The organism is Flavonifractor sp. An10 (genome assembly GCF_002161215.1).
Taxonomy (GTDB): Bacteria; Bacillota; Clostridia; order Oscillospirales; family Oscillospiraceae; genus Flavonifractor; species Flavonifractor avistercoris.
In genome coordinates this window covers 339,141-360,624 of the sequence record NZ_NFMB01000002.1, presented here as the reverse complement: position 1 = coordinate 360,624, position 21,484 = coordinate 339,141, and the positions used below count along the sequence as shown (strand labels likewise).

At 62.6% G+C, this 21,484-nt stretch carries 15 protein-coding genes, 2 tRNA genes and 1 pseudogene; 11 read left to right on the top strand and 7 right to left on the bottom strand.

What is annotated here, in order from left to right:
- Positions 1 to 62: 62 nt before the first annotated feature.
- The 3 genes and pseudogenes from leuS to B5E42_RS19110 all read right to left on the bottom strand — a co-directional run.
- Complete coding sequence (gene leuS, locus B5E42_RS04490; protein ID WP_087237056.1) at positions 63 to 2,486, bottom strand: leucine--tRNA ligase; 2,424 nt, start codon at positions 2,484 to 2,486, stop codon at positions 63 to 65.
- A gap of 188 nt (positions 2,487 to 2,674) precedes the next feature.
- On the bottom strand, positions 2,675 to 3,400 hold the full coding sequence (locus B5E42_RS04485; protein WP_087237054.1) for a 6-phosphogluconolactonase: 726 nt from the start codon (positions 3,398 to 3,400) through the stop codon (positions 2,675 to 2,677).
- A 5-nt stretch (positions 3,401 to 3,405) separates the two neighbouring features.
- A pseudogene (locus B5E42_RS19110) lies at positions 3,406 to 3,876 on the bottom strand (Gfo/Idh/MocA family oxidoreductase); the annotation flags it as partial.
- Between B5E42_RS19110 and B5E42_RS19105 the strand changes: the two are divergent.
- From B5E42_RS19105 to B5E42_RS04465, 4 genes are all read left to right on the top strand, one after another.
- On the top strand, positions 3,757 to 4,644 hold the full coding sequence (locus B5E42_RS19105) for a hypothetical protein (RefSeq protein WP_343214176.1): 888 nt from the start codon (positions 3,757 to 3,759) through the stop codon (positions 4,642 to 4,644). The pseudogene B5E42_RS19110 and the gene B5E42_RS19105 sit on opposite strands and share 120 nt — an antisense overlap.
- Complete coding sequence (locus B5E42_RS04475) at positions 4,637 to 5,632, top strand: ABC transporter permease (protein WP_162613908.1); 996 nt, start codon at positions 4,637 to 4,639, stop codon at positions 5,630 to 5,632. Before B5E42_RS19105 ends, B5E42_RS04475 begins: the two co-directional genes overlap by 8 nt.
- Positions 5,633 to 5,719: 87 nt before the next feature.
- Positions 5,720 to 6,907 carry an MFS transporter gene (locus tag B5E42_RS04470; protein WP_162613907.1) on the top strand — a complete coding sequence of 396 codons (1,188 nt, stop codon included), beginning with the start codon at positions 5,720 to 5,722 and terminating at the stop codon, positions 6,905 to 6,907.
- Positions 6,908 to 6,953: 46 nt separating this feature from the next.
- Positions 6,954 to 9,065: an FAD-dependent oxidoreductase gene (locus tag B5E42_RS04465; RefSeq protein ID WP_087237048.1), complete on the top strand. Its 2,112-nt coding sequence runs from the start codon at positions 6,954 to 6,956 to the stop codon at positions 9,063 to 9,065.
- Between the two features lie 237 nt (positions 9,066 to 9,302).
- Here B5E42_RS04465 and B5E42_RS04460 read toward each other — a convergent pair.
- Both B5E42_RS04460 and B5E42_RS04455 read right to left on the bottom strand, forming a co-directional pair.
- Positions 9,303 to 9,393, bottom strand: a tRNA-Ser gene (locus B5E42_RS04460).
- Positions 9,394 to 9,429: 36 nt separating this feature from the next.
- A tRNA-Ser gene (locus tag B5E42_RS04455) sits at positions 9,430 to 9,517 on the bottom strand.
- 228 nt (positions 9,518 to 9,745) lie between these two features.
- Here B5E42_RS04455 and B5E42_RS04450 point away from each other — a divergent pair.
- The 3 genes from B5E42_RS04450 (at position 9,746) to B5E42_RS04440 (ending at position 12,566) form a co-directional block, all read left to right on the top strand.
- On the top strand, positions 9,746 to 10,648 hold the full coding sequence (locus B5E42_RS04450; RefSeq protein WP_242967013.1) for a DDE-type integrase/transposase/recombinase: 903 nt from the start codon (positions 9,746 to 9,748) through the stop codon (positions 10,646 to 10,648).
- A gap of 172 nt (positions 10,649 to 10,820) precedes the next feature.
- Positions 10,821 to 11,648, top strand: coding sequence for an RNA methyltransferase (locus B5E42_RS04445; protein WP_087237044.1), 828 nt, complete (start codon positions 10,821 to 10,823; stop codon positions 11,646 to 11,648).
- Positions 11,649 to 11,867: 219 nt separating this feature from the next.
- Positions 11,868 to 12,566, top strand: coding sequence for a hypothetical protein (locus B5E42_RS04440; RefSeq protein ID WP_242967012.1), 699 nt, complete (start codon positions 11,868 to 11,870; stop codon positions 12,564 to 12,566).
- A 134-nt stretch (positions 12,567 to 12,700) separates the two neighbouring features.
- Here the strand turns inward: B5E42_RS04440 and B5E42_RS04435 are convergent, their stop codons facing one another.
- Both B5E42_RS04435 and B5E42_RS04430 read right to left on the bottom strand, forming a co-directional pair.
- Positions 12,701 to 13,906, bottom strand: coding sequence for an FprA family A-type flavoprotein (locus tag B5E42_RS04435; protein WP_087237042.1), 1,206 nt, complete (start codon positions 13,904 to 13,906; stop codon positions 12,701 to 12,703).
- Between the two features lie 235 nt (positions 13,907 to 14,141).
- Positions 14,142 to 15,794: a Na/Pi cotransporter family protein gene (locus B5E42_RS04430; protein WP_087237039.1), complete on the bottom strand. Its 1,653-nt coding sequence runs from the start codon at positions 15,792 to 15,794 to the stop codon at positions 14,142 to 14,144.
- Positions 15,795 to 16,307: 513 nt separating this feature from the next.
- On the opposite strand from B5E42_RS04430, the gene leuA reads away from it, so the two are divergent.
- From leuA to B5E42_RS04410, 4 genes are all read left to right on the top strand, one after another.
- Positions 16,308 to 17,999 carry a 2-isopropylmalate synthase gene (leuA, locus tag B5E42_RS04425; RefSeq protein ID WP_087237037.1) on the top strand — a complete coding sequence of 564 codons (1,692 nt, stop codon included), beginning with the start codon at positions 16,308 to 16,310 and terminating at the stop codon, positions 17,997 to 17,999.
- A 79-nt stretch (positions 18,000 to 18,078) separates the two neighbouring features.
- Positions 18,079 to 18,561 carry a MarR family transcriptional regulator gene (locus tag B5E42_RS04420; RefSeq protein ID WP_087237036.1) on the top strand — a complete coding sequence of 161 codons (483 nt, stop codon included), beginning with the start codon at positions 18,079 to 18,081 and terminating at the stop codon, positions 18,559 to 18,561.
- Between the two features lie 272 nt (positions 18,562 to 18,833).
- On the top strand, positions 18,834 to 20,213 hold the full coding sequence (locus B5E42_RS04415; protein ID WP_087237034.1) for an APC family permease: 1,380 nt from the start codon (positions 18,834 to 18,836) through the stop codon (positions 20,211 to 20,213).
- 16 nt (positions 20,214 to 20,229) lie between these two features.
- The gene (locus B5E42_RS04410; protein WP_087237032.1) at positions 20,230 to 21,444 is read left to right on the top strand and encodes an aminotransferase class I/II-fold pyridoxal phosphate-dependent enzyme; all 1,215 of its coding nucleotides are present in this window, start codon (positions 20,230 to 20,232) and stop codon (positions 21,442 to 21,444) included.
- The last annotated feature ends 40 nt before the right edge of the window (positions 21,445 to 21,484 follow it).

Sequence of the window (21,484 nt, the reverse complement as noted above, 5' to 3'; positions counted from 1 at the left end):
GAATCATTGTATTCTATAATGCCCCAAATGTCAAGAGCGTTTTTACATACCGGGCACGGAACTTATTTGGCAATCAGGTTGACCAGCTTGTTTTTCACCAGGATGGTCTTGACCAGGTTCTTGCCCTCGGTAAACTTCTGTACCTTGGGGTCGGCCAGGGCGGCGGCCACCACGGCCTCCTCCCCGCTGTCCATAGGCACGGTGATGGTGGCGCGGAGCTTGCCGTTGACCTGCACCGCCATGTTCACCTCGGCCTCCACAGTCTTGCTCTCGTCGTAGGCGGGCCAGGGCTGGGCGCAGGCCATGCCCTTGTCCGCGGCGAAGCCCAGGGCCTCCCACAGCTCCTCCACCATGTGGGGGGCGAAGGGGGAGAGCATGAGCAGCAGGGCGGCATAGTCGCCCCTGGAGCAGCCGTTGGCGTAGAAGTCGTTCACCAGGGCCATCAGGGCGGCGATGGCGGTGTTGAACTTCATGGCCTCGATGTCGTCGGACACCTTCTTGATGGTCTTGTGCACCGCGCTCTCATTGGCCTTGGAATAGCCCGCCTCGTCCGTCAGGTTGTCGGACAGGTTCCATACGCGGTCCAGGAACCGCTTGCAGCCCTTCACCGCGTTGTCGCTCCAGGCGGCGGCCTTCTCAAAGTCGCCGATGAACATGATATACAGCCGCATGGTGTCCGCGCCGTACTGGGCCACCACGTCGTTGGGGTTGATCACGTTGCCCCGGCTCTTGGACATCTTCTCGCCGCCCTCGCCCAGGATCATGCCGTGGGAGGTGCGCTTCTGGTAGGGCTCCTTGGTGGGCACCACGCCGATGTCGTACAGGAACTTGTGCCAGAACCGGGAGTAGAGCAGATGGAGGGTGGTATGCTCCATGCCGCCGTTGTACCAGTCCACCGGCGACCAGTATTTCAGGGCCTCCGGGGAGGCCAGGGCCTTGTCGTTGTGGGGATCCATATAGCGCAGGAAGTACCAGCTGGAGCCGGCCCACTGGGGCATGGTGTCGGTCTCCCGCTTCGCGGGGCCGCCGCAGTGGGGGCAGGTGGTGTTCACCCAGTCGGTCATCTTGGACAGGGGACTCTCGCCGTCGTCGGTGGGCTCATAGCTCTCCACGTCGGGGAGCACCAGGGGCAGCTGATCCTCCGGCAGGGGCTGCCAGCCGCACTTCTCGCAGTACACCATGGGGATGGGCTCGCCCCAGTACCGCTGGCGGGAGAACACCCAGTCCCGCAGCTTGTAGTTCACCTTGGCGCGGCCGATGCCCTTCTCCTCCAGCCACTTGGTGATCACGGGGATGGCGTCTTTCACGGTCAGGCCGTTGAGGAAGTCGGAGTTGACCAGGATGCCGGTCTCGTCCTTGGCGGTGAAGGCGGCCTGCTGCACGTCCTCGCCGCCGGAGACCACCTCGATGATCTCACAGCCGAACTTCTTGGCGAACTCCCAGTCACGGTCGTCGTGGGCGGGCACGGCCATGATGGCGCCGGTGCCGTAGGTGGAGAGCACGTAGTCGGAGATGAAGATGGGGATCTCCTTGCCGTTCACCGGGTTGACGCCCTTCACGCCGTCCAGGCACACGCCGGTCTTTTCCTTGTTCAGCTCGGTGCGCTCCAGATCGGACTTGGAGGCGGCGGCCTTCTGGTAGGCGGTCACATCGTCGGCATTGTGCAGCAGGCCGGCGTCCAGCCACTTGCGCACCAGCTCGTGCTCCGGAGAGAGCACCATGTAGGTGGCGCCGAACAGGGTGTCCGGCCGGGTGGTGAACACCACGATCTCGTCGCCGGTGGTGGCCTGGAAGGTGACCTCCGCGCCGGTGGAGCGGCCGATCCAGTTCTTCTGCTGGATCTTCACCCGCTCGATGAAGTCCAGCTCGTCCAGATCGTCGATGAGCCGCTGGGCATACTCGGTGATCTTGAGCATCCACTGGCTCTTCTCCTTGCGGATGACGGGGGAGCCGCACCGCTCGCAGACGCCCTCCACCACCTCCTCGTTGGCCAGCACGCACTTGCAGGAGGTGCACCAGTTCACCGGCATGGTGGTCTTGTAGGCCAGGCCGTGCTTGTACAGCTGGAGGAAGATCCACTGAGTCCACTTGTAGTAGCTGGGGTCGGTGGTGTTGATCACCCGATCCCAGTCGAAGGAGTAGCCCAGCATGTGCAGCTGCTTGGAGAAATTCTCAATGTTGTCGTGGGTCACCTTGGCCGGGTGGATGTGGTTTTTGATGGCGTAGTTCTCGGTGGGCAGGCCGAAGGCGTCGTACCCCATGGGGAAGAGCACGTTGTACCCGTCCATCCGCTTCTTGCGGGCCACCACGTCCATGGCGGTGTAGGGCCGGGCGTGGCCCACGTGCAGGCCCTGTCCGGAGGGATAGGGGAACTCCACCAGGGCGTAGAATTTGGGCTTGTCGCTGTGGTTCTCGCAGTGGAAGGTCTTCTCGTCCAGCCACTTCTTCTGCCACTTGGGCTCAATGGCGGCAAAATCGTACTTCAAATCTCTCACGCTTTCTTTGAATCTGTCACTTCGGCCCCAGGCCGCATGCAATCTGTGATATTATACTTGAAAACCGCGCCGATTTCAAGGGGTTGGGCGAAAACAGCCGGGCGGGGCCAGTACGGCCCGTGCAGGCACAGAGCCCCGGAACCGGATCCGGTTCCAGGGCTCTGCTCTGTGCGCTCTGATCAGGAGGCCGGCGCGTAAACCGCCTCTGTCACCAGCAGCTCCGTCTGCGGCATGGCGGCCACCAGGCTGGCGGGCACCTGATTGTTGGGGGTGCCCGCACCGGCCAGGGCCTCCAGCTTCTCCACCGCCTCCCGCTTGGCCGGGGTGTTGGCCACCAGCCAGACCGATCCGGTATCCAGCGCGTCGGCCAGGCCGATGGTGACCCCCATCGTCAGCGGGGGCGCCTTCTTCTCAAAATATTTCTGGGCCACGTGGGCGGTAACCTGGGCCACCTGGGCCACGTGGGCGTGGAGGGTGGGATCCGCCCCCGGCTCGTTCAGCGCCACATGGCCGTTGACGCCGATGCCGAACACGATCACATCCAGGCCGCCGCGGCTGGACAGGAACGCCCTGGCCCGGGCGCACTCGGCCTGGGGATCGGCCATGCCGTCAAAGAGGAACACCTCCTTGAAGTCCACCTCGTCCAGGAAATGCCGGCGGAGGAAGTCCGCCATGGCGCCGTCGGCGTCCTGGGGCAGGCCGCACCACTCGTCCATGCCGAAAAAGCCGGCCTGCGCGAAGGAGAGCTCCCCTGCCCTGACCCGCCGTTTCAGCGCGTCAAACACCGGGAAGGAGGTGGTGCCCGCCGCAATGGACAGCAGGGCGTCCGGCTTTGCCCGGAGCACTTCGGCGATCCGATCCGCCAGGTACTCGCCCATGGCCGCGTCGCTGGGGAAGCGCTGCACCGCAATCACCTCCAGTTGTCCACCGGCCTGCCGGCCCGGGACTGCCAGGGCAGCTCCACCTTCCGGCCCTCCTTTGCGGAGCGGTATGCCGCGTGGATGACCTCCAGCACGGCCTTGCCGTACTCGCCGTCGGAGACGGGCTTCCCGCCGGTTCGCACGCAGTCCACAAAGTGGGTGAGCTCCTGGGGATAGCCCTGGTTGAAGGCCTCCTCAAAGATGGGGTATGTCCAGCCGGTGGTGGCTCCGGCCTTCTCGCTGGCGTAGTCGTAGCCCTCCAGGCTGTACATCTGGGAGGAGTTGCCCTGGAACAGATCGGCGTAGCACACGCCCTTGTCGCCGTAAATCTCGATGCAGTCCTGCATGCCGCCCTGTTTGACCCAGCTGTCCTCGCCCACGCAGAGCACCTTGCGGCCGTTCACCTCAAACTCCAGCTGGGTGACCGCGTGATCCTCGGCGTCGGTGTCGTGGTACTGGTGGCTGTCCTGGCCTCCCTGGCCTGCTGGGTGTGCTGCTCGGTGTTCCGCCTGCCGGCGCTGCTGGCCAGCTACGCGCTGACCTACATCATCAAGGGCATCAACGTGCTGATCATGGACGTGCCCCAGGGCAAGGTGGAGAAGGTCTATTACCAGGCCTATGACTCCCAGATCCTGGGCATCATCCCGGTGTCCGCCCTGTTCATCGTGGGCGTCCTGCTCATCTGGTGGTATGCCCGGAGCAACCGGTTCGGCACCCACATCTACGCCGTGGGCGCCAACCCCCGCAACGCCTTTGCCGCCGGCATCAGCCCCATGCAGGTGCAGCTCAAGGCCTTCATCCTCAAGGGCATCTTTGTGGGCGTGGCCGGCATCTGCATCACGCTGATGATCGCCTCCGGCAACCCGCTGCAGGCCGAGGACTACGGCATCCGCTCCCTGTCTGCCTGCATCCTGGGCGGCCTGGGCTTCGGCGGCTGGGGCAATGTGGCCTGCGCCGTGTTCGGCTCCGGCTTCTACGTGCTGATCCAGAACTCCGTGTACTACTTCTTCTCCCTGCTGGTAGACCTGATCCCCGGCTTCTCCGTCACCAGTTACTGGCAGAACTTCGTGTCCGACATCATCATTTTCCTGGGCCTGCTGATGACCATCGTCACGGCCAAGGGCCAGCGCGACGCCCTGAGGGAGGGCATCGTGCGCCAGTTCCGGCGCAGCGACCGTCACTATGACGAGCCCGTCGAGACTAAGAAGGGGGGCGACGGGAATGCGTAACGCTCTGTCTGCACAGCAGCTGTCCGCCGGCCAGCGGGTGAAGATGTTTATCCAGAAGAGCCCCGCCCGCATGGCCTTTATCATCGCCGGCCTGCTCTATCTGGCCACCATCATCAAGACGCCGTCTTCTTTCAACGCCAGCGCCATCGGCTCCATCATCATGCTCACCCTGCTGCTGAGCATCGCCTCCGCGGGCCAGACCATCGTGCTCATCGGCGGCGGCATGGACTTCGGCGTGGGCGCGGTCATGTCGTCGGCGGCCATTCTGACCACCACTATCATGAACGGCGAGGACGGGCATTTCCTCCAGCTGCTGGTGACCGCTCTGGCCATGGGCGCTCTGGTGGGCCTGCTCAACGGCGTCTGCTCGGTGAAGATCGGCCTGCCCCCCATGATTGTCACCCTAGCCATCTCCAACGTGGTGACCCGGATGCAGTACGTGCTCACCCAGGGCAGCCCCATGGGCTATGCCTCCCCCACGTTCATCAAGACGGTGACCGCCCGCCTGTTCGGGCTGCAGTTCCTGCCGTCCATTGTGCTCTACGCTGTGGTTCTCATTCCGCTGGTCTTTTATCTGCTCAACCGCTCCCGCTTCGGCAAGCAGGTCTATCTGGTGGGCAACAACCCCACGGCGGCGCGGCTCAGCGGTGTGAGCGTGGCCCGGGTGCAGATTTTGACCTATGTGTTCTCCGGCCTGTTCGCCGCCTTTGCCGGCATGCTGGGTGCGGCGTATATGAACGCCGCCCGCTGCCAGATCTTCGATGAGTACGCCTATAACTCCCTCATCGCGGTCATCATCGGCGGCACCACCCTTTCCGGCGGCGTGGGCTCCTACACGGGCAGCATCGCCGGCTCCCTGGTCATGGTGGTGCTCAGCAACGCGCTGACCACTATGGGCTTCTCTCAGCCTCTCCGCAATATCTTCATGGGCCTGATCATGGTTCTGCTGCTGATCCTTTACAACCGCGAGAAAAACGTCCGGCAGTAAGCTGACTAACCGTCGGCGCCCCACTTTTGGAAAACCGGCATCGGGCACCGTCCGATGCCGGTTTTTCTCTGCCAAAGGAGCGATTTCATGGAAACCCGCACCAATCCGCCAGCCGTCAAGGGCGTCACCGCCGCGATCCTGGTCACCGCCTTTCTCTACGCCTTTGTCAACTCCATCAGCAGCGTGCTGCTCAACGAGGTGGTGGCCGCCTTCTCCCTGACCGGCGCTGCCCAGGGCCTGCTGAGCAGCATGCTCAGCGTGGGCTATATGCTGGCCCTGCTGGTCAACCCCCTGTTCCAGGGGCGGACGGAGAAGCTGTTCATGCTGCTCCTGTCCGGACTGCTGCAGGTGGCGATGCTGCTTCTCTCCGGCTCGGCCTCCTCCTTCGCCGTGTTTCTCACCGCCATTGTGCTGCTGGGGGTGGGCTGCGGCTGGCTGGATGGCTATATCAACTCCTGCATGATCGACTTTCACCCCCATGACAGCCCCAAGTATCTGAGCCTGCTCCACGGCCTGTTCGGCGTGGGCAGCCTGCTGGCCCCCCTGCTGATGCAGGCCCTGCTGCTGGGGATCTCCTGGCGCGGCGTATTTTTTGTCATCGCCGCAATGACGGCGGGCGCCATGCTCTGTGTGGCCCTGGCCCGGCGGGGCGCCAAAGGGCTGGACAGCCGGCAGCAGGCCCGGGAGGAGCGGCTCTCCCTGCAGCAGTTCGGCGGCTATCTGCGCAAAAAGCGCAATCTGCTGCTGCTGGCCTGCGGGGCCATGTGCGCCATGGTGCAGACCGGCCTGACCTGCTGGATCGTGCGCTACATGCTCCTGGTTCATAACAACGACGCCCTGGGGGCCACCTGCCTGACCGTCTACTGGGTGGCCGCCACGGTCAACCGCTTCCTGGCGCCCCACCTGCGGGTGCGCCCCCTGCTGCTCATTCTGGGCGGCGGGGCTCTGTCCGCCGGCCTGCTGGCCCTGGGCATCCTCAGCGGAAGCGCCGCCGTCATGTGCCTGTGCTTCGGGCTGCTGGGCCTGGTCACCGGCCACTTTATGCCCATGATGGTGGCGGAGTGCGCCCGGGGCTATCAGGGCAGCACCACCCTCACCACCTCCATGTACATGTTCGTGACCGGCATCGCCCGGGTGGTGGTGCCCATTCTCATGGCCGACCTGTCCGACGCCGTCTCCATCCAGGTGGGCATGTCCGTGCCCATCTTCGCCGGTCTGCTGGTCATCCTCTTTGCCGCCGGAGCCCTGCGCCTGCCGGCCCCTGACGAACCGTAATCCGCTGCCCGAGGGGCAGATCTGAATCATTGGGAGGTTCTGCGCTATGTTAAAGTACCCACATCTGTTCCAGCCCATCCGAATCGGCAATATGCTGGTGCCCAACCGCATCTGCCACGTGCCCACCGATGTGAGCTCCTCCAACGCCGACGGCTCCGTCAGTGAGCGGGACATCCATCACCACAGCCAGCTGGCCAAGGGCGGCGTGGGCCTGATCATCGTGGGGGCCACCTCCCCCGATGCGGCCACCGGCCGCCCCACCGTCACCGGCCTGGTGGCGGACAGCGATACACAGATCCCCGGCCTGGCCCGCCTGGCGGAGAGCATGCACAAGTACGGCGCCAAGTGCGTGGTGCAGCTGCAGCACCCCGGACGCCAGTGCGCCTGGCCCCGCTACAACACCATGTCGGCCACCGACATGGTGGTCAAGCTGCCCTGGAGCGCCGGCCACGAGATCGTCTACGAAAATGCCGAGGAGAAGGGCAAGCCCGTCCGGGCCATGACCACCGAGGAGGTGGTGGATATGGTGGACAAGTTCTCCGAGTCGGCCTGGCGGGTCAAGCAGGCCGGCTTTGACGGGGTGGAGCTCCACGCCGCCCACGGCTACCTGATCTCCCAGTTCATGTCCCCCTATCTGAACAAGCGCATTGACCGCTGGGGCGGCAGCTTTGAGAACCGGATGCGCTTCCCCCTGGCCATCATCAGCTCCATCCAGCAGAAGTGCGGCAGGGATTTCCCCATCCTGGTGCGCTACTCGGTGGACGAGTGGGTGGAGGGCGGCCGAACCTGTGAGGAGAGCGTCCGGGTGGCCGTGGAGTTGGAGAAGGCCGGCGCGGCTGCCTTGGATCTGAGCCAGTGCATCCAGGAGAGCCCCGGCGCCGGCTTCGACCCCATGTACTACCCCGAGGGGTGGACTCTGTACGCCTCCCGGGCGGTGAAGCAGGCGGTGTCCATCCCCGTGATCAACAGCCACTCCTTCCGCAACCCCGACTTCTGCGACAAGGTGCTGGCCGACGGGGACACCGATATGGTGGGCCTGTCCCGGCAGATGCTCTGCGACCCCTACTGGGCACTGAAGGCCTATCTGGGCAGGGATGACCAGATCCGCCGCTGTATCTCCTGCCTCACCGGCTGCTGGCAGGAGAGCATGATGGCCAAGAAGGAGATCGGCTGCGCTATCAACCCCGCCTGCGGCCACATGGAGTTTGACGAGATGACCCCCGCAGCCAATCCGCTGAAGGTGGGCATCGTGGGCGGCGGCCCCGCCGGCATGGAGGCCGCCCGCATCGCCGCCTCCCGCGGCCACCACGTCACCCTCTTTGAAAAGACCGGCGAGCTGGGCGGCGCCATCCTGGGCTGCTGCATGGCCCCCGGCAAGGAAAAGATGAAGTGGTACGCCGACTGGATCCGGGGCCAAATCCGCCGGCTGGAGGTGGATGTGCGCCTGCACACCGCCCCCACGGCGGACGATCTCCGCGGCTTTGACATCGTGCTCAACGCCACCGGCGCGTCCAGCTATGTGCCCGACTGCATCGGTGCGGAGCGGGTGGTGCCCTTTGAGGAGGCCATCGCCTGCCCCAAGGTGACCTGCCCCTATCACCCCAAAGACCGGCAGATGCGCCGCACCGGCCAGCGGGTGCTGGTGTGGGGCGACCACTACGCCGCGGCCGATACCGCCGCCGCCCTGGCCGGCATGGGCAAGGAGGTCACCATCGTCACGGAAAACAAGGAGTTCGCCGCTTCCGTGGAGGTGATCCACATGTACGTGCTGCGCAAGCGGTTTGCCCAGACCGACGCGGAGGCCCTCCACAGCGAGCCCTTCAAGTTCCCGGTGAGGATCATCGAGAACAGCACGGTGTACAGCGTGGAGAAGGGCAGGGTGGTGCTGATGGACAAGTCCTTCCAGCGCACCGAGCTGGCCATTGACGACGTGATCACCTGCCACACCCGCTCCAACACAGCCTTCTTTGAGGAGGTGCGCCGCGCGGGCATCCCGGTGGTGAACGCCGGCGACAGCAAGCAGCCCCGCAACCTCCACGCTGCGGTGATGGAGGGGGCCACCTTCGGCCTGAAGCTGGAGGAGCGCATCCTGATGAACGCCAACCACAGCCTGATCGACTCCCTGCCCATCGATGTACAGGCCCAGCTTCTGGACTGACGCGCCAGCCCAAAATATACCACAGCAGAGAGAGGCCGCAGCCCCACGGGGCCGCGGCCTCTCTCTGTCAAAAACCGCCGCATGATCCCTTTCCTCTGACTGGCCAACGGTGCTTAAGCGCCGTACGAGCGTTTTGCCCGCGGCAAAACTTCGGCGCAGACGGGACTCATTCTGCCGGGCATGTCAAGTTTCCTACGGTAAGCATAAAAATAACCACACCTTCCGGTGTGGTTATTTTGGCGCAGAAGGAGGGATTTGAACCCTCGCGACGGTTTCCCGCCCTACTCCCTTAGCAGGGGAGCCCCTTCGGCCACTTGGGTACTTCTGCAAATACCTGACAACAGCCTGCCGAACAAATAAAATGTGGCGGAGAGAGTGGGATTCGAACCCACGGATGCTTGCGCATCGCCGGTTTTCAAGACCGGTTCCTTCAACCGCTCGGACATCTCTCCACGTCCGATCTCCGGTCAAGTGCGAAGGTGATCATACCATATTTTTTCCCCTCTGTCAATCTTTCTTGCGCAATTTCTTCAATTTGGATGTGTAGGAGTACAATACATATTGGACAGAAGAATAAAAAAGGATGAAGGATAAGGCCTCATCGGTTAAAGTTGGAGTTGCAGACAACAACTTGACGAGAGGGGGCCATATCCTTCATGAGCAAGAGTATAACACAGGACATGGCATATCGGCAATCCCTGATGAAGTACGCGGAGAAATACGGCGTCAGCCGGGCAAGCCGGAAGTATAACAAAAGCCGGTCGTATATCTACTTTTGGAAGAAACGCTGGGACGGCAGAGCAGAATCCCTGGTTTGCCAGTCCCGGCGGCCCCACAGCCATCCAAACCAGCACACAGAAGCAGAACTAAAACTGATCCGGGATATGCGCCGCCGCAATCCGAATCTGGGTATGGTGGAGTTGTGGCACCGGCTGCGGCAGCGAGGCTACACCCGCCGCCCAGAGAGCCTGTTCCGGGTGATGAGAAAGCTGGGGCTGTTCTCACCTAAAGAGAAGAAAACGGCCTACAAGCCAAAGCCCTACCAGCAGATGACCTATCCCGGCCAGCGGGTTCAGGTAGATGTGAAGGTGGTTCCCCGCCGCTGTATCACAGACCCTGAGCTGCGCCTGTACCAATACACTGCTATTGACGAGTTCACACGCTTGCGCTTCCTGGCTGCCTACCCGGAGCAGTCCACCTATTCCTCTGCGGATTTTCTGAAAAAGTTGTTCAAGTGGTATGCGCGCCGCGGAATCCGCGTGGAATGCGTCCAGACGGATAATGGCTTTGAATTTACCAATCGTTTCTCCAGCAGCAAGCGGGATCTCCCTACTTTGTTTGAGACCACCGCCGCCCATCTGGGTATCCGCCACAAGCTCATCCGCCCCTATACACCTCGCCACAACGGTAAAGTGGAGCGCAGCCACCGCGAGGATCAGAAACGCTTCTATTCCTGCCGCAGCTTTTACTCGCTGGAGGACTTCGCCAGACAGCTCGCTGCCCACAACCGCCGCTCCAACAACTTCCCTATGAGACCGCTTAGTTGGCTTTCTCCGAACGAATTCACTGTCCAATATGTTTGACAAACCTACATCTTGCGCAATTTCTTCAATTTGGATGGACGGATGGGCATCCCCGGGGAAAAGGCGGCGGGAAACCGCTTGAAAAAGAGCCCGGTATATGATATGGTGGGTACCGCTGAGTCCGGTACGGACAATCCGCCGGACAGAACATCCGCCACCCGGGAGGTGCGCCATGGCACACATTGTGGAGATCACAGATCTCTCCCTTCGCGAGCTGAGCCCCTACACCCAGCTCACCCACGCACAGCTCCGCAGCCGGCGGGAGCCGGAGCAGGGCGTCCTGATCGCCGAGAGCGCCAAGGTGATCTCCTGCGCCCTGGACGCCGGCTGCCGCCCCCTGTCCCTGCTGATGGAGCGCCGGCACCTGCCCCTGTTCGCCCGGCAGCTGGAGGCGCGCTGCGGGGATGTCCCCGTCTACACCGCCGACCGGGAGGTGCTGGCCCGGCTCACCGGCTATGCCCTCACCCGGGGCATGCTCTGCGCCATGCGCCGGCCCGCTCTCCCCGATGTTGAGGCGGTGTGCCGGAACAGCCGCCGGGTGGCCGTGCTGGAGAACATCACGGACGCCTCCAATGTGGGGGCCCTGTTTCGCTCCGCCGCCGCGCTGGGGATGGACGCCGTGCTGGTCACCCCCTCCTGCTGCGACCCCTTTTACCGGCGCGCCATCCGGGTCAGCATGGGCGCCGTCTTCCAGCTGCCGTGGGCCTGGATCGGCCAGGGGGAGGGCCAGTGGCCCCGGGCCGGGCTGGCCCTCCTGCGGGAGATGGGCTTCCGAACCGCCGCCATGGCCCTGAGCGGCAGCGCCGCCAGCATTGAGGAGCCCCGGCTGGCCCAGGCGGAGCGGCTGGCCGTCCTGCTGGGCTCCGAGGGGAACGGCCTCTCCCCCGAGACCATCGCCTGCTGCGACGACACTGTCCGCATCCCCATGGCCCACGGTGTGGACTCCCTCAACGTGGCCGCCGCCGGCGCCGTGGTCTTCTGGCAGCTGCGCCCCCGGTGAGCCGCCATGCCGCCCGGGTCGTGAGTACACGCCCCTCCCCAGAAGGTTTATTCGCGCGTCGCTGCCGTGCCGTGTGTCCTTCCGCGGCGACAGTACTTCCGCGCCGGACTTGTGGGGACTTGTTACCAAATTTTCAACATTTGAAACTGCAACTGGGTTTCCCTGGGGGTGTACGGGTGGTATCATGACCGCACAACCGTCCGAAGGAGGAGTGCCGCTGTGAACCGCACATCCGTAATGGGGCTGGCCTGTCTACTGGCTGCCGTCCTTACCGCCTGCGCGGGGGGCGTAGAACCGCCGGCGCTGTCCGGAAGCCCCGTGCCCGCTTCGCCGGAGCCGCTATACCCTGCGCCTGTGTCGGCCGAGACCTTGGAGGCCTACCGGGCCCTGCTGGAGGGAGAGCCAGGGGCGCTGAACCGCCCTCCGGAGGGGTTGGAGCTGTACCAGGTCACCCTGCCCCCGGCGAAGGAGCTGGAGTATGTACTGCTGGATCTGGATGGGGACGGCGGGGCTGAACTGGTGGTGCAGAAGGTGGGGCAGCCCGCCCTGTTCAATGCCGTGTTCCACTACGGGGACGGGGAATTGTCCTGCTGGCAGTACGATATCATGGAGACAAGCTGTCGGGACTATCCCCTGCGGGACGGCACCATGGTACGGCAGTACGATACGGGCACCGGGCCCACCCGATACTCCCACCTGTACAATCTGTTCCGCTATCTGTCCGATGGAGAGACCGAGGAAACCGCCAACCTGACGATTCACGAGGACACGTCGGACGGCGGTGTCGAGACGCTTACCTATCTGCTGGACAATGAAGATGTGGATCAAGACACCTTCGAGGTTCGGTTCGAGGAACTGGTGGAGAGCCAGCTTCTCTCCCCGGAGGAATGGATCCCGGCCGAGGAGCTGCTGGACTGAACAGACGGAAGCAGAGAATGCAAGGAAAAACAGAGCGCGGCCCATCGGTCGAAGACCGATGGGCCGCGTCAGTCTGTCGGAAAGGCTTTTCGACAGGCTGGATTTACCGGCAACCGCGTGTTTTGTCCACCTGATCAGCCGTTGAGGGAAGCCAGGATGCTGTCCTTCAGCTGGCCCAGCTGCTCCAGGGAGTCCCCCTTGAGGGCGGACTTCAGGGAGGCCACGGGCTCCAGCACCTGGAAGCCCTTCAGGCTCTCCAGCTCGGCCCGGATCAGCTTGCCGCTGACCGGCGCCCAGGAGCCGTTCTCCACCAGGCCCACGGTGCGGTTCTGGAGCATCAGGGCCTTCATGTCGTGGAGCAGGTTGGCCATGGCGGGATAGATGCCGTTGTTGTAGGTGGGGGCCGCCAGCACCAGGTGGCTGCACCGGAACACCTCCGAGATGAGATAGGAGATGTGGGTAGAGGACACGTCATACATGGCGATGTTCCTCACGCCGCCCTCGGCCAGGCCGGCGGCCAGGATATCGGCCGCGTTCTCCGTGTCGCCGTACATGGAGGCGTAGAAGATGGCCACGGCCTTCTCCTCCGGCTCATACCGGCTCCACTTGTCGTACTTGCCCAGCAGGTAGTCCAGGTTCTCCCGCCACACGGGGCCGTGGAGGGGGCAGATCATGGCGATGTCCAGGGCGGAGAGCTTCTTGAGGGCGGCCTGCACCTGGAGGCCGTACTTGCCCACGATGTTGCCGTAGTAGCGGCGGGCGTCGTCCAGCCAGTCACGGTCGAAGTTCACCTCGTCGCTGAACAGGCTGCCGTTGACGGCGCCGAAGGTGCCGAAGGCGTCGGCGGAGAAGAGGAGCTTCTCGCTGGACTCGTAGGTGACCATCACCTCGGGCCAGTGCACCATGGGGGCCATGTAGAAGTGGAGGGTGTGGCTGCCCAGGGAGAGGGTATCCCCCTCCTTGACGATGATCATCCGCTCCTCCAGGGGCAGGTCGTAGAACTGCTTCATAAAGGTGAAGGTCTTGGCATTGCCCACGATCTTCATCCCGGGGAAGCGGAGGGCCAGCGCCTCGATGTTGGCGCAGTGGTCGGGCTCCATGTGGTTGACCACCAGGTAGTCCAGCGGGCGGCCGCCCAGGGTGTGGAGCACGTTCTCCAGGAACTGGCGGGAGATGGCGGCGTCCGCCGTGTCCAGTACGGCGGTCTTTTCGTCCATAATCACATAGGAGTTGTAGGATACGCCGTGGGGTACGGGGAACAGATTCTCGAACAGGGCCAGCCGGCGGTCGCTGCCGCCCACCCAGGTCACCTGCTCGGTCAGCTTACGGGTGCAGTACATATGTCATTCTCCTTCTAACAGGGCCTGGAACCGGGCCCTGAGCTCTATATGCATAAGGTTTTTTCCAACATATTATCATAACAGATGGAAAATCCCCCGTCAAGCAGTACCGGGGAGATCTCCGGTATTTTTTGATTTTCTGAAATCCGCAGGGGAACGGGCGGGCCCTCCCCGCCCCGCAAGACAGGAGGGGAGCGCCGCCCCGGGGCGGCACTCCCCTTCTCAGGATTCACTGTTACGCGTCCGTGGACTCGGGCGCAATGCTCGCCCGCTCCTGGGCGATATTGAGGGCGTGGTCGCCGATGCGCTCAAAGTCGGTGAGCAGCTCGGAGAAGATGATGCACGCCTCATCGGAGCAGGAGCCCTGCCGCATGCGCTCCAGCTGCTTGCGGCGGAACTCGTCGGTCATGTCGTCGATGCGCTGCTCCATGGCGGAGACCTTGGTCAGCCACTCGGTGGGCTGGATGCCCTCCTGCTCCAGCAGAGCCAGGGTGTCCAGGCAGACCTGCTCCATGGCGCGGATCTCGTCCTGGGCCTCCTCGGAAAAGCGGATGTGCTTGTCCGCCAGCTTCTGGGTGTACTCACAGATGTTCATGGCGTGGTCGCCGATGCGCTCAATGTTGCCGGTGATCTTAAAATAGGAGCTCATGGCGGAGGAGTCCTTGGCGTTGGTCTCCCGCACCATGCCCTTGGAGATGTACTGGGAGATCTCCTTGTTCAGGAAGTCGATGTACTCCTCGGTGGCCTGGGCCTTCTCCACCTCCTTGGGATCCCGCTCCAGCACCGCCTGGAAGGCCGTGGCGATGTTGTCCTTGGCCATGCCCAGCATGCGGTTGAGCTCCTGGCGCAGCTGGGTCAGGTACATGGCGGACAGGCCGATGGGGTGCTCCTGCTTGGTGCGGGCCGGCTCGGGCACCAGGAAGGCCAGGTGCATGCCCTCCTTCTGATCTTCCTCCCGGTCGGGCAGGATGCGCATGGCCAGCTTCACCAGCAGCCCGCCGCAGGGCAGCAGGAGCAGGGTGGTGACCACATTAAAGAGGGTGTGCATGTTGGCAATCTGCGCCGCCGGGTTGTCGGTCAGGGATTGCATGAAGGGCACCAGCGGGGTCACCTGGCACAGGATGGTGAACAGGACGGTGCCGATGATGTTGAAGGACAGATGCACCACGGTGGTGCGCTTGGCATTGCGGCTGGTGCCGATGGCGGCCAGCACGGCGGTGATGCAGGTGCCGATGTTCTGGCCGAAGAGGACATAGACCGAGGTGTCCAGGCCCACCACGCCGCTGACCGCCAGGGCCTGCAGGATGCCCACGGAGGCGGAGGAGGACTGGATGATGGCGGTAAAGATGGCGCCTACGGCGATGCCCACCAGGGGGTTGGAGAAGGTGCTCACCATGTTCACAAAGGCGGGCATCTCACGCAGGGGCTCCATGGAGGTGCCCATCATCTCCATGCCGATGAAGAGCACGCCCAGGCCCGCCAGAATGCTGCCGTAGTGGTGGAGCTGGGGCTTTTTCAGGAAGACGATCATCGCCACGCCCACAAACGCGAACAGGGGGGCAATGGCGCCCACATCCAAGGCGATGAGCTGGCCGGTGATGGTGGTGCCGATGTTGGCGCCCATAATGACCCACACGGCCTGCTTCAGGGACATCATGCCGGAGTTGACGAAGCCCACCACCATGACGGTGGTGGCGGAGGAGGACTGGATCACCGCAGTGATGACGGCGCCCACGGCCACGCCCAGGATGCGGTTGGAGGTCAGCCGCTCCAGGATGCCCTTCATCCGGTTGCCGGCCGCGGCCTCCAGGCCGGAGCTCATCATCTGCATGCCGTAGAGGAACAGGGCAAGGCCGCCCAGCAGCCCGAGCACGATACTCGCGTTCATATTTCATTCCCTCATCTTTACATTCTTTTTTCAGATTCTTTACATTTTCCAGACTAAGTATATCGAATGTAAATTACCCCGTCAATGAGAATTTACGTGAATTTTACAAAATTCCCCTCACCCTTTCCCGTCAAATCGCCGTCCTTCACCGACAGGCAATCTTTTCCCTTGACAAAGGCCGGCCGGTCGGATAGAATAATTGAAACAGCATCCCAGAACAGGCGATGATGGGAAGAAGGCGCGGCCCCTCCCGGGCAGAGAGCCGGTGGTTGGTGCAAACCGGTGCGGGAGCCCGCGCGCATCCTGATCCCGGAGCCGTCCGCCTGAACCGCAAGCAGTAGGGCGAACCGTCACGGCCACGTTACCGGCCGCGGCCTTGTTGGAGGCCATGAGCGCCGCATGGGCAACCGGCGGCGGAAGCAGGGTGGTACCGCGTAATTCTACGCCCCTGACCAAATGGATTGGTCAGGGGCGTTTTTTCGTACCCTGACCCCGAGAACAGGAGGAATTTTCATGAAGCCCGCACAGGAAAAGTACATCCCCTTCGTCCCCCTCAAGATGGAAAAGCGCGCCTGGCCCGACAAGCAGCTGACGGCGCCCCCCATCTGGTGCTCGGTGGATCTCCGGGACGGCAACCAGGCGCTGATCGACCCCATGAACGTGGAGGAGAAGCTGGAGCTGTTCCACACCCTGGTGGACATCGGCGTGAAGGAGATTGAGGTGGGGTTCCCCTCCGCCTCGGAGACGGAGTATGAGTTTCTCCGCGCCCTCATCGACGGGAACCACATCCCCGACGACGTGACCATCCAGGTGCTGGTGCAGGCCAGAGAGCATCTGATCCGCAAGACCTTTGAGGCCATTGACGGCGCCAGGCACGTGATCTTCCACTTCTACAACTCCACCTCCACCCTCCAGCGGAAGGTGGTGTTCCACACCGACGTGGAGGGGGTGAAGAAGATCGCCGTGGATGCCGCCCACCTGATCCGGGAGCTGAGCCAGCCCGCCATCGACGCGGGCATGGATCTCCGGTATGAGTACTCCCCCGAGTCCTTCATGGGCACGGAGATGGACGCGGCGGTGGAGATCTGCCAGGCGGTGATCGAGGCCCTCCACGCCACGCCGGAGCACAAGGTGATCCTTAACCTGCCCACCACGGTGGAGAACTGCATGCCCAACTACTTCGCCGACGAGATCGAGTACTTCATCTCCAAGCTGCCCAGCCGGGAGAGCGCCATCATCTCCCTGCACCCCCACAACGACCGGGGCGAGGGCGTGGCCACCGCCGAGCTGGGCCAGCTGGCCGGCGCGGAGCGGGTGGAGGCCACCCTGTTCGGCAACGGCGAGCGCACCGGCAACGTGGACATGGTGACCCTGGCCCTAAACCTGTACACCCAGGGGGTGGATCCGGGCCTGGACTTCTCCAACATCAACAAGATCCGGGACGTGTACGAGAAGGTCACCAAGATGAAGATCGGCGAGCGGCAGCCCTACGTGGGCGAGCTGGTGTTCACCGCCTTCTCCGGCTCCCACCAGGACGCCATCAACAAGGGCGTGCGCTACATGGAGGAGAGCGGCACCGAGTACTGGGAGGTGCCCTATCTGCCCATCGATCCGGCGGACGTGGGGCGGCAGTATGAGCCCATCATCCGCATCAACTCCCAGTCGGGCAAGGGCGGCGCGGCCTTCGTCATGCAGCACTCCTTCGGCTTCGACCTTCCCAAGGCCATGCACCCGGAGTTCGGCCACATCGTCCAGGTGGAGACCGACCGGGTGGGCAAGGAGCTCAAGCCCGAGGCCATCTACGACCTGTTCAAGACCCACTATATTGACGCGGTGAAGCCCTACGAGCTGGTGCGCCACTCCTTCGCCGAGTTCACCGACGAGGAGGGCCACTCCCACGTCACCTTTGCCGGCACCCTCCGCCACACCGACACCGTGTTCCAGGTGCAGGGCTCCGGCAACGGCCCCATCGACGCCTTCTTCAACGCCATCCACGGCCAGAAGATGGATCGCTTTACCTTTATCGACTACAGCGAGCACGCCATCAAGCAGGGCTCCGACTCCCAGGCCGTGTCCTACATCCACCTGCAGGATCAGAACGGCAAGGACTGGTTCGGCGTGGGCATGAGCCACAACATCAACCTGGCCCCCCTGAAGGGCATCCTCTCCGCCATCAACCGGGCGGTGAACCACGACACCGAGTAAGGCCAATTCCCGGCTTGCGTCCCGGCGGCAAATCCGTTATAATATGGTGGCAACTATGTAAGAGAGGACGCGGACGGCTATGGAAGACCAGCGCGAGGCCCTGCTCCGGCAGATCTGGGCGGCCCAGGACGAGGCCTACGACCTGATGTATGAATATGACTCCCTCCCCCACCAGTACGGGGAAAATACCCTCTACCAGTCGGAGGCCCAGATCATCGACCTCATCGGCGAGCACCCGGAGATCACCGTCACCGAGCTGGCCGCCATCCTGAAAAAGACCCCCAGCGCCTGCTCCCAGATCGTGCGGAAGCTGCGGGCCAAGGGCTGGGTGGAGCAGGTGCGCAACCCGGAGAACAACCGGATTTTCAACCTCTATCTCACCGACAGCGGCCAGCGGGTCTATCAGGATCACACCTCCTTCAACCGCTCCTGCCAGGAGGCCACCTTCCGGCTCCTGGATACCTTCTCCACCCAGGAGCTGGAGCACCATTTGATGGTGCAGCGGAAGCTCAACGAGGCGTATCAGGAGGATGTGCAGCACAGCAAGGAACATAATCTGTGAACCACCGGGGCGCGGCCATGGCCGCGCCCCGGTTTTCTTTGTCGAATCCGCCAAAATGCACGCTCCGATTTTGTGTACCCCGCAGAACCTGTGAAATCTGCACAGTTTTGCTTGACATCTGCCGCTGTGGTGATATTATAAATATGCTACTTTATTTAGTTACTTAATAATATAGCTCGTAAATACGGCGGTGCTTTGCAGCGGACGCGCTGATCAAAATAAAGCGGAAAACCCACAGGATTCGTGCTATAATCTATAAAGGAGGAATTTCCGTGGAGGAAAAAGGGAAAAAGTTAGGCTTACTCAATCTGATCGGCCTCTGCGTGGGCGGCGGCATCGGCACCGGTATCTTCATCATGATGGGCTCCGGCATCGCCTATGGCGGGCGGTCCATTGTGCTGGTATGCAGCATTGGCTGCGTCTACATGCTGCTGGCCTTCTGGAACTCTCTGGCATTTGGCTCCATGTTCGTGCTGCCCGGCGGCGACTACGCCGCCCGGTCCATGGTCTTCCCGCCGCTGCTCACCGGTGTGTCGGCCTGGTTCCAAATCGCGTCCGCCTTTGTACTGGCTGGCCACTCGCTGGCTATCACGCAATTTGTGGAACAACTGTGGCCGCAGGTCAGCAACTTCCAGATGCCTTTCTCGGTGCTGGTTCTGACGCTGGGATTTGTATGCACCATCCGCGGCTCCCGCATGCTGACCCTGATTGAGAACCTGATTACCGTTACCCTGCTTGTATCTCTGGGGATGTTCATTGTGTTCGGCGTTCCCCAGGTAGACGCCGCCAGCTTCTTCTCCAATGCGGACGGCGGATTCTGGCGCGACGGGTTTGGCGGATTCATGGCTTCTCTCTCCATGATGTCCTTTGCCTGTATGGGCACCTCTGCCATGATCTCTATGGGCGGAGTCACCAGGAATCCCAAGCGCACCATTCCCCTGGCCTCAATTCTCGCCACCGTTGTTGTCGCCGTGGTGTATGCTTTGATGGGCTATGTGGCCAGCGGCATCCTGCCCTATGAGCAGGTGGCCGGCCAGAACATCAGCGTCACCGCCGAGGCGATCCTGCCCCGTGGCCTATACGTGTTCTTCGTGGTGGGCGGCGGTATCTGCGCTGTGGCCTCCACCATGCTGGGTGTTATGGCCTATCTGCGTGCGCCTATCCTGCGGGTGGCTGAGGACGGCTGGCTTCCCTCCGTGTTCACCAAGACCACCAAGGGCGGCTATCCCTGGGTCATGTACCTGGTGCTATATGTTGTCAGCCTGATCCCCCTGGTGACCGGCCTGGACATTGAGGGTGTTGTCGGCAATACCATGATCCCCACTATGATCCTGAATATTTTCATGAACCTCTACTGCCTGCGTCTGCCCAAGCTGTATCCGGAGCAGTGGGAAAAGCGGGGCCTCCGCTTCCCGAAGTGGGTCTGGAACCTCTGCTCTGTAGCCGGTAGTGTTTTCGGCATCATGATTATCTATAACCTGTTCATCAACCTTGACTTCAAGGCCGCCGCCCTGTGTGTGGGCGAAATTGTGGTCATGTTCATTATCCCTCTCATCACCCTGAAAATGAAGTGGGTTTCGCCCGATGTCCTGGCCGCCCGCAAGCAGGAGACGATTGAGCGCGCCCTGGTCGATACCGAGAATGAGGGCTAAATAAGGAGGTTTTATTATGAAATACGACTTTACATCCATCATTGACCGCCGGGGCAAAGACGCCCTGGCTGTGGAGAGCATCGGGCATAAAGTCTGGGGCAACGAGCCCGATGCCCCCAAGGAAGGCTTCGACCCCATCCCCATGTGGGTGGCCGACATGAACTTCGCCACCTGCCCCACTATTCCCGCCGCCATGATTGAGCGGGCCAAGCATCCCCTGTACGGCTACTTCTTCCCCAGCGACGCATACTACAACGCCATCATCGGCTGGCAGACGGAGTGCCACGGCTTCCGGGAGCTGAAGCGGGAATACATCGGCTATGAGAACGGCGTCCACGGCTGTGTCACCAGCGCGGTGCAGACCCTGACCGCCCCCGGCGACAAGGTTTTGCTTCACAGCCCCACCTATGTGGGCTTCGCCGCCGATGTGGAATATCTGGGCCGAACCTCGGTGTACAGCCCTCTGAAAAAGGATGAAAACGGCATCTGGCGCATGGACTACGAGGACATGGACGCCAAGCTGAAGGCCAACAACATCCATCTGGCGATCTTCTGCTCCCCCCACAACCCCGCCGGGCGGGTGTGGGAGCGCTGGGAGCTGGAGAAGGCCATGGAGGTCTTTGAGGCCAACCAGTGCTTCGTGATCAGCGACGAGATCTGGGCCGACATCACCTATACCGGCCACCAGCACATCCCCACCCTCATGGTCAACGACTGGGCCCGGGAGCACACCGTGGCCGTCTACGCCCCCTCCAAGACCTTCAACCTGGCGGGCCTGATCGGCAGCTATCACATCATTTATAACAAATATCTGCGCGACCGTGTCACCGCCCACGGCGACGCCACCCACTACAACGAGATGAACGTGCTGTCCATGCACGCCCTGATCGGGGCCTATTCCGACGAGGGCAGAGAGTGGGTCTCCGAACTTCTTCAGGTGCTGGAGGGCAACTGCAAATACGCCTGTGACCACATCCGGCAGCACTACGACGGCGTGGACGTCTCCATGCCCCAGGGCACCTATATGCTCTTCCTGGATCTGACGGACTACTGCCGGCGCACCGGCAAGACCCTGGATCAGGTCATCAAGGCCGGCTGGGATGTGGGCGTGGCCTGGCAGGACGGCCGGGCGTTCCACGGCCCCTGCCACATCCGCATGAACCTGGCCTCCCCCCTCTCCCGCATTCAGGAGGCCTTCCACCGCCTGGACAAGTACGTATTCAACGCCTGAGCACACAAAAACGGAGCCGGTTCCCGATGGGAACCGGCTC

What these genes read in the sequence shown, in the direction of transcription:
- B5E42_RS04420 (WP_087237036.1), top strand. Translation starts at nt 18,079, where the DNA reads ATGGAAGACCAGCGCGAGGCCCTGCTCCGGCAGATCTGGGCGGCCCAG.
- B5E42_RS04470 (WP_162613907.1), top strand. Translation starts at nt 5,720, where the DNA reads ATGGAAACCCGCACCAATCCGCCAGCCGTCAAGGGCGTCACCGCCGCG.
- B5E42_RS04450 (WP_242967013.1), top strand. Translation starts at nt 9,746, where the DNA reads ATGGCATATCGGCAATCCCTGATGAAGTACGCGGAGAAATACGGCGTC.
- B5E42_RS04435 (WP_087237042.1), bottom strand. Translation starts at nt 13,906, where the DNA reads ATGTACTGCACCCGTAAGCTGACCGAGCAGGTGACCTGGGTGGGCGGC.
- B5E42_RS04430 (WP_087237039.1), bottom strand. Translation starts at nt 15,794, where the DNA reads ATGAACGCGAGTATCGTGCTCGGGCTGCTGGGCGGCCTTGCCCTGTTC.
- B5E42_RS04410 (WP_087237032.1), top strand. Translation starts at nt 20,230, where the DNA reads ATGAAATACGACTTTACATCCATCATTGACCGCCGGGGCAAAGACGCC.
- B5E42_RS04445 (WP_087237044.1), top strand. Translation starts at nt 10,821, where the DNA reads ATGGCACACATTGTGGAGATCACAGATCTCTCCCTTCGCGAGCTGAGC.
- B5E42_RS04465 (WP_087237048.1), top strand. Translation starts at nt 6,954, where the DNA reads ATGTTAAAGTACCCACATCTGTTCCAGCCCATCCGAATCGGCAATATG.
- B5E42_RS04475 (WP_162613908.1), top strand. Translation starts at nt 4,637, where the DNA reads ATGCGTAACGCTCTGTCTGCACAGCAGCTGTCCGCCGGCCAGCGGGTG.
- leuA (WP_087237037.1), top strand. Translation starts at nt 16,308, where the DNA reads ATGAAGCCCGCACAGGAAAAGTACATCCCCTTCGTCCCCCTCAAGATG.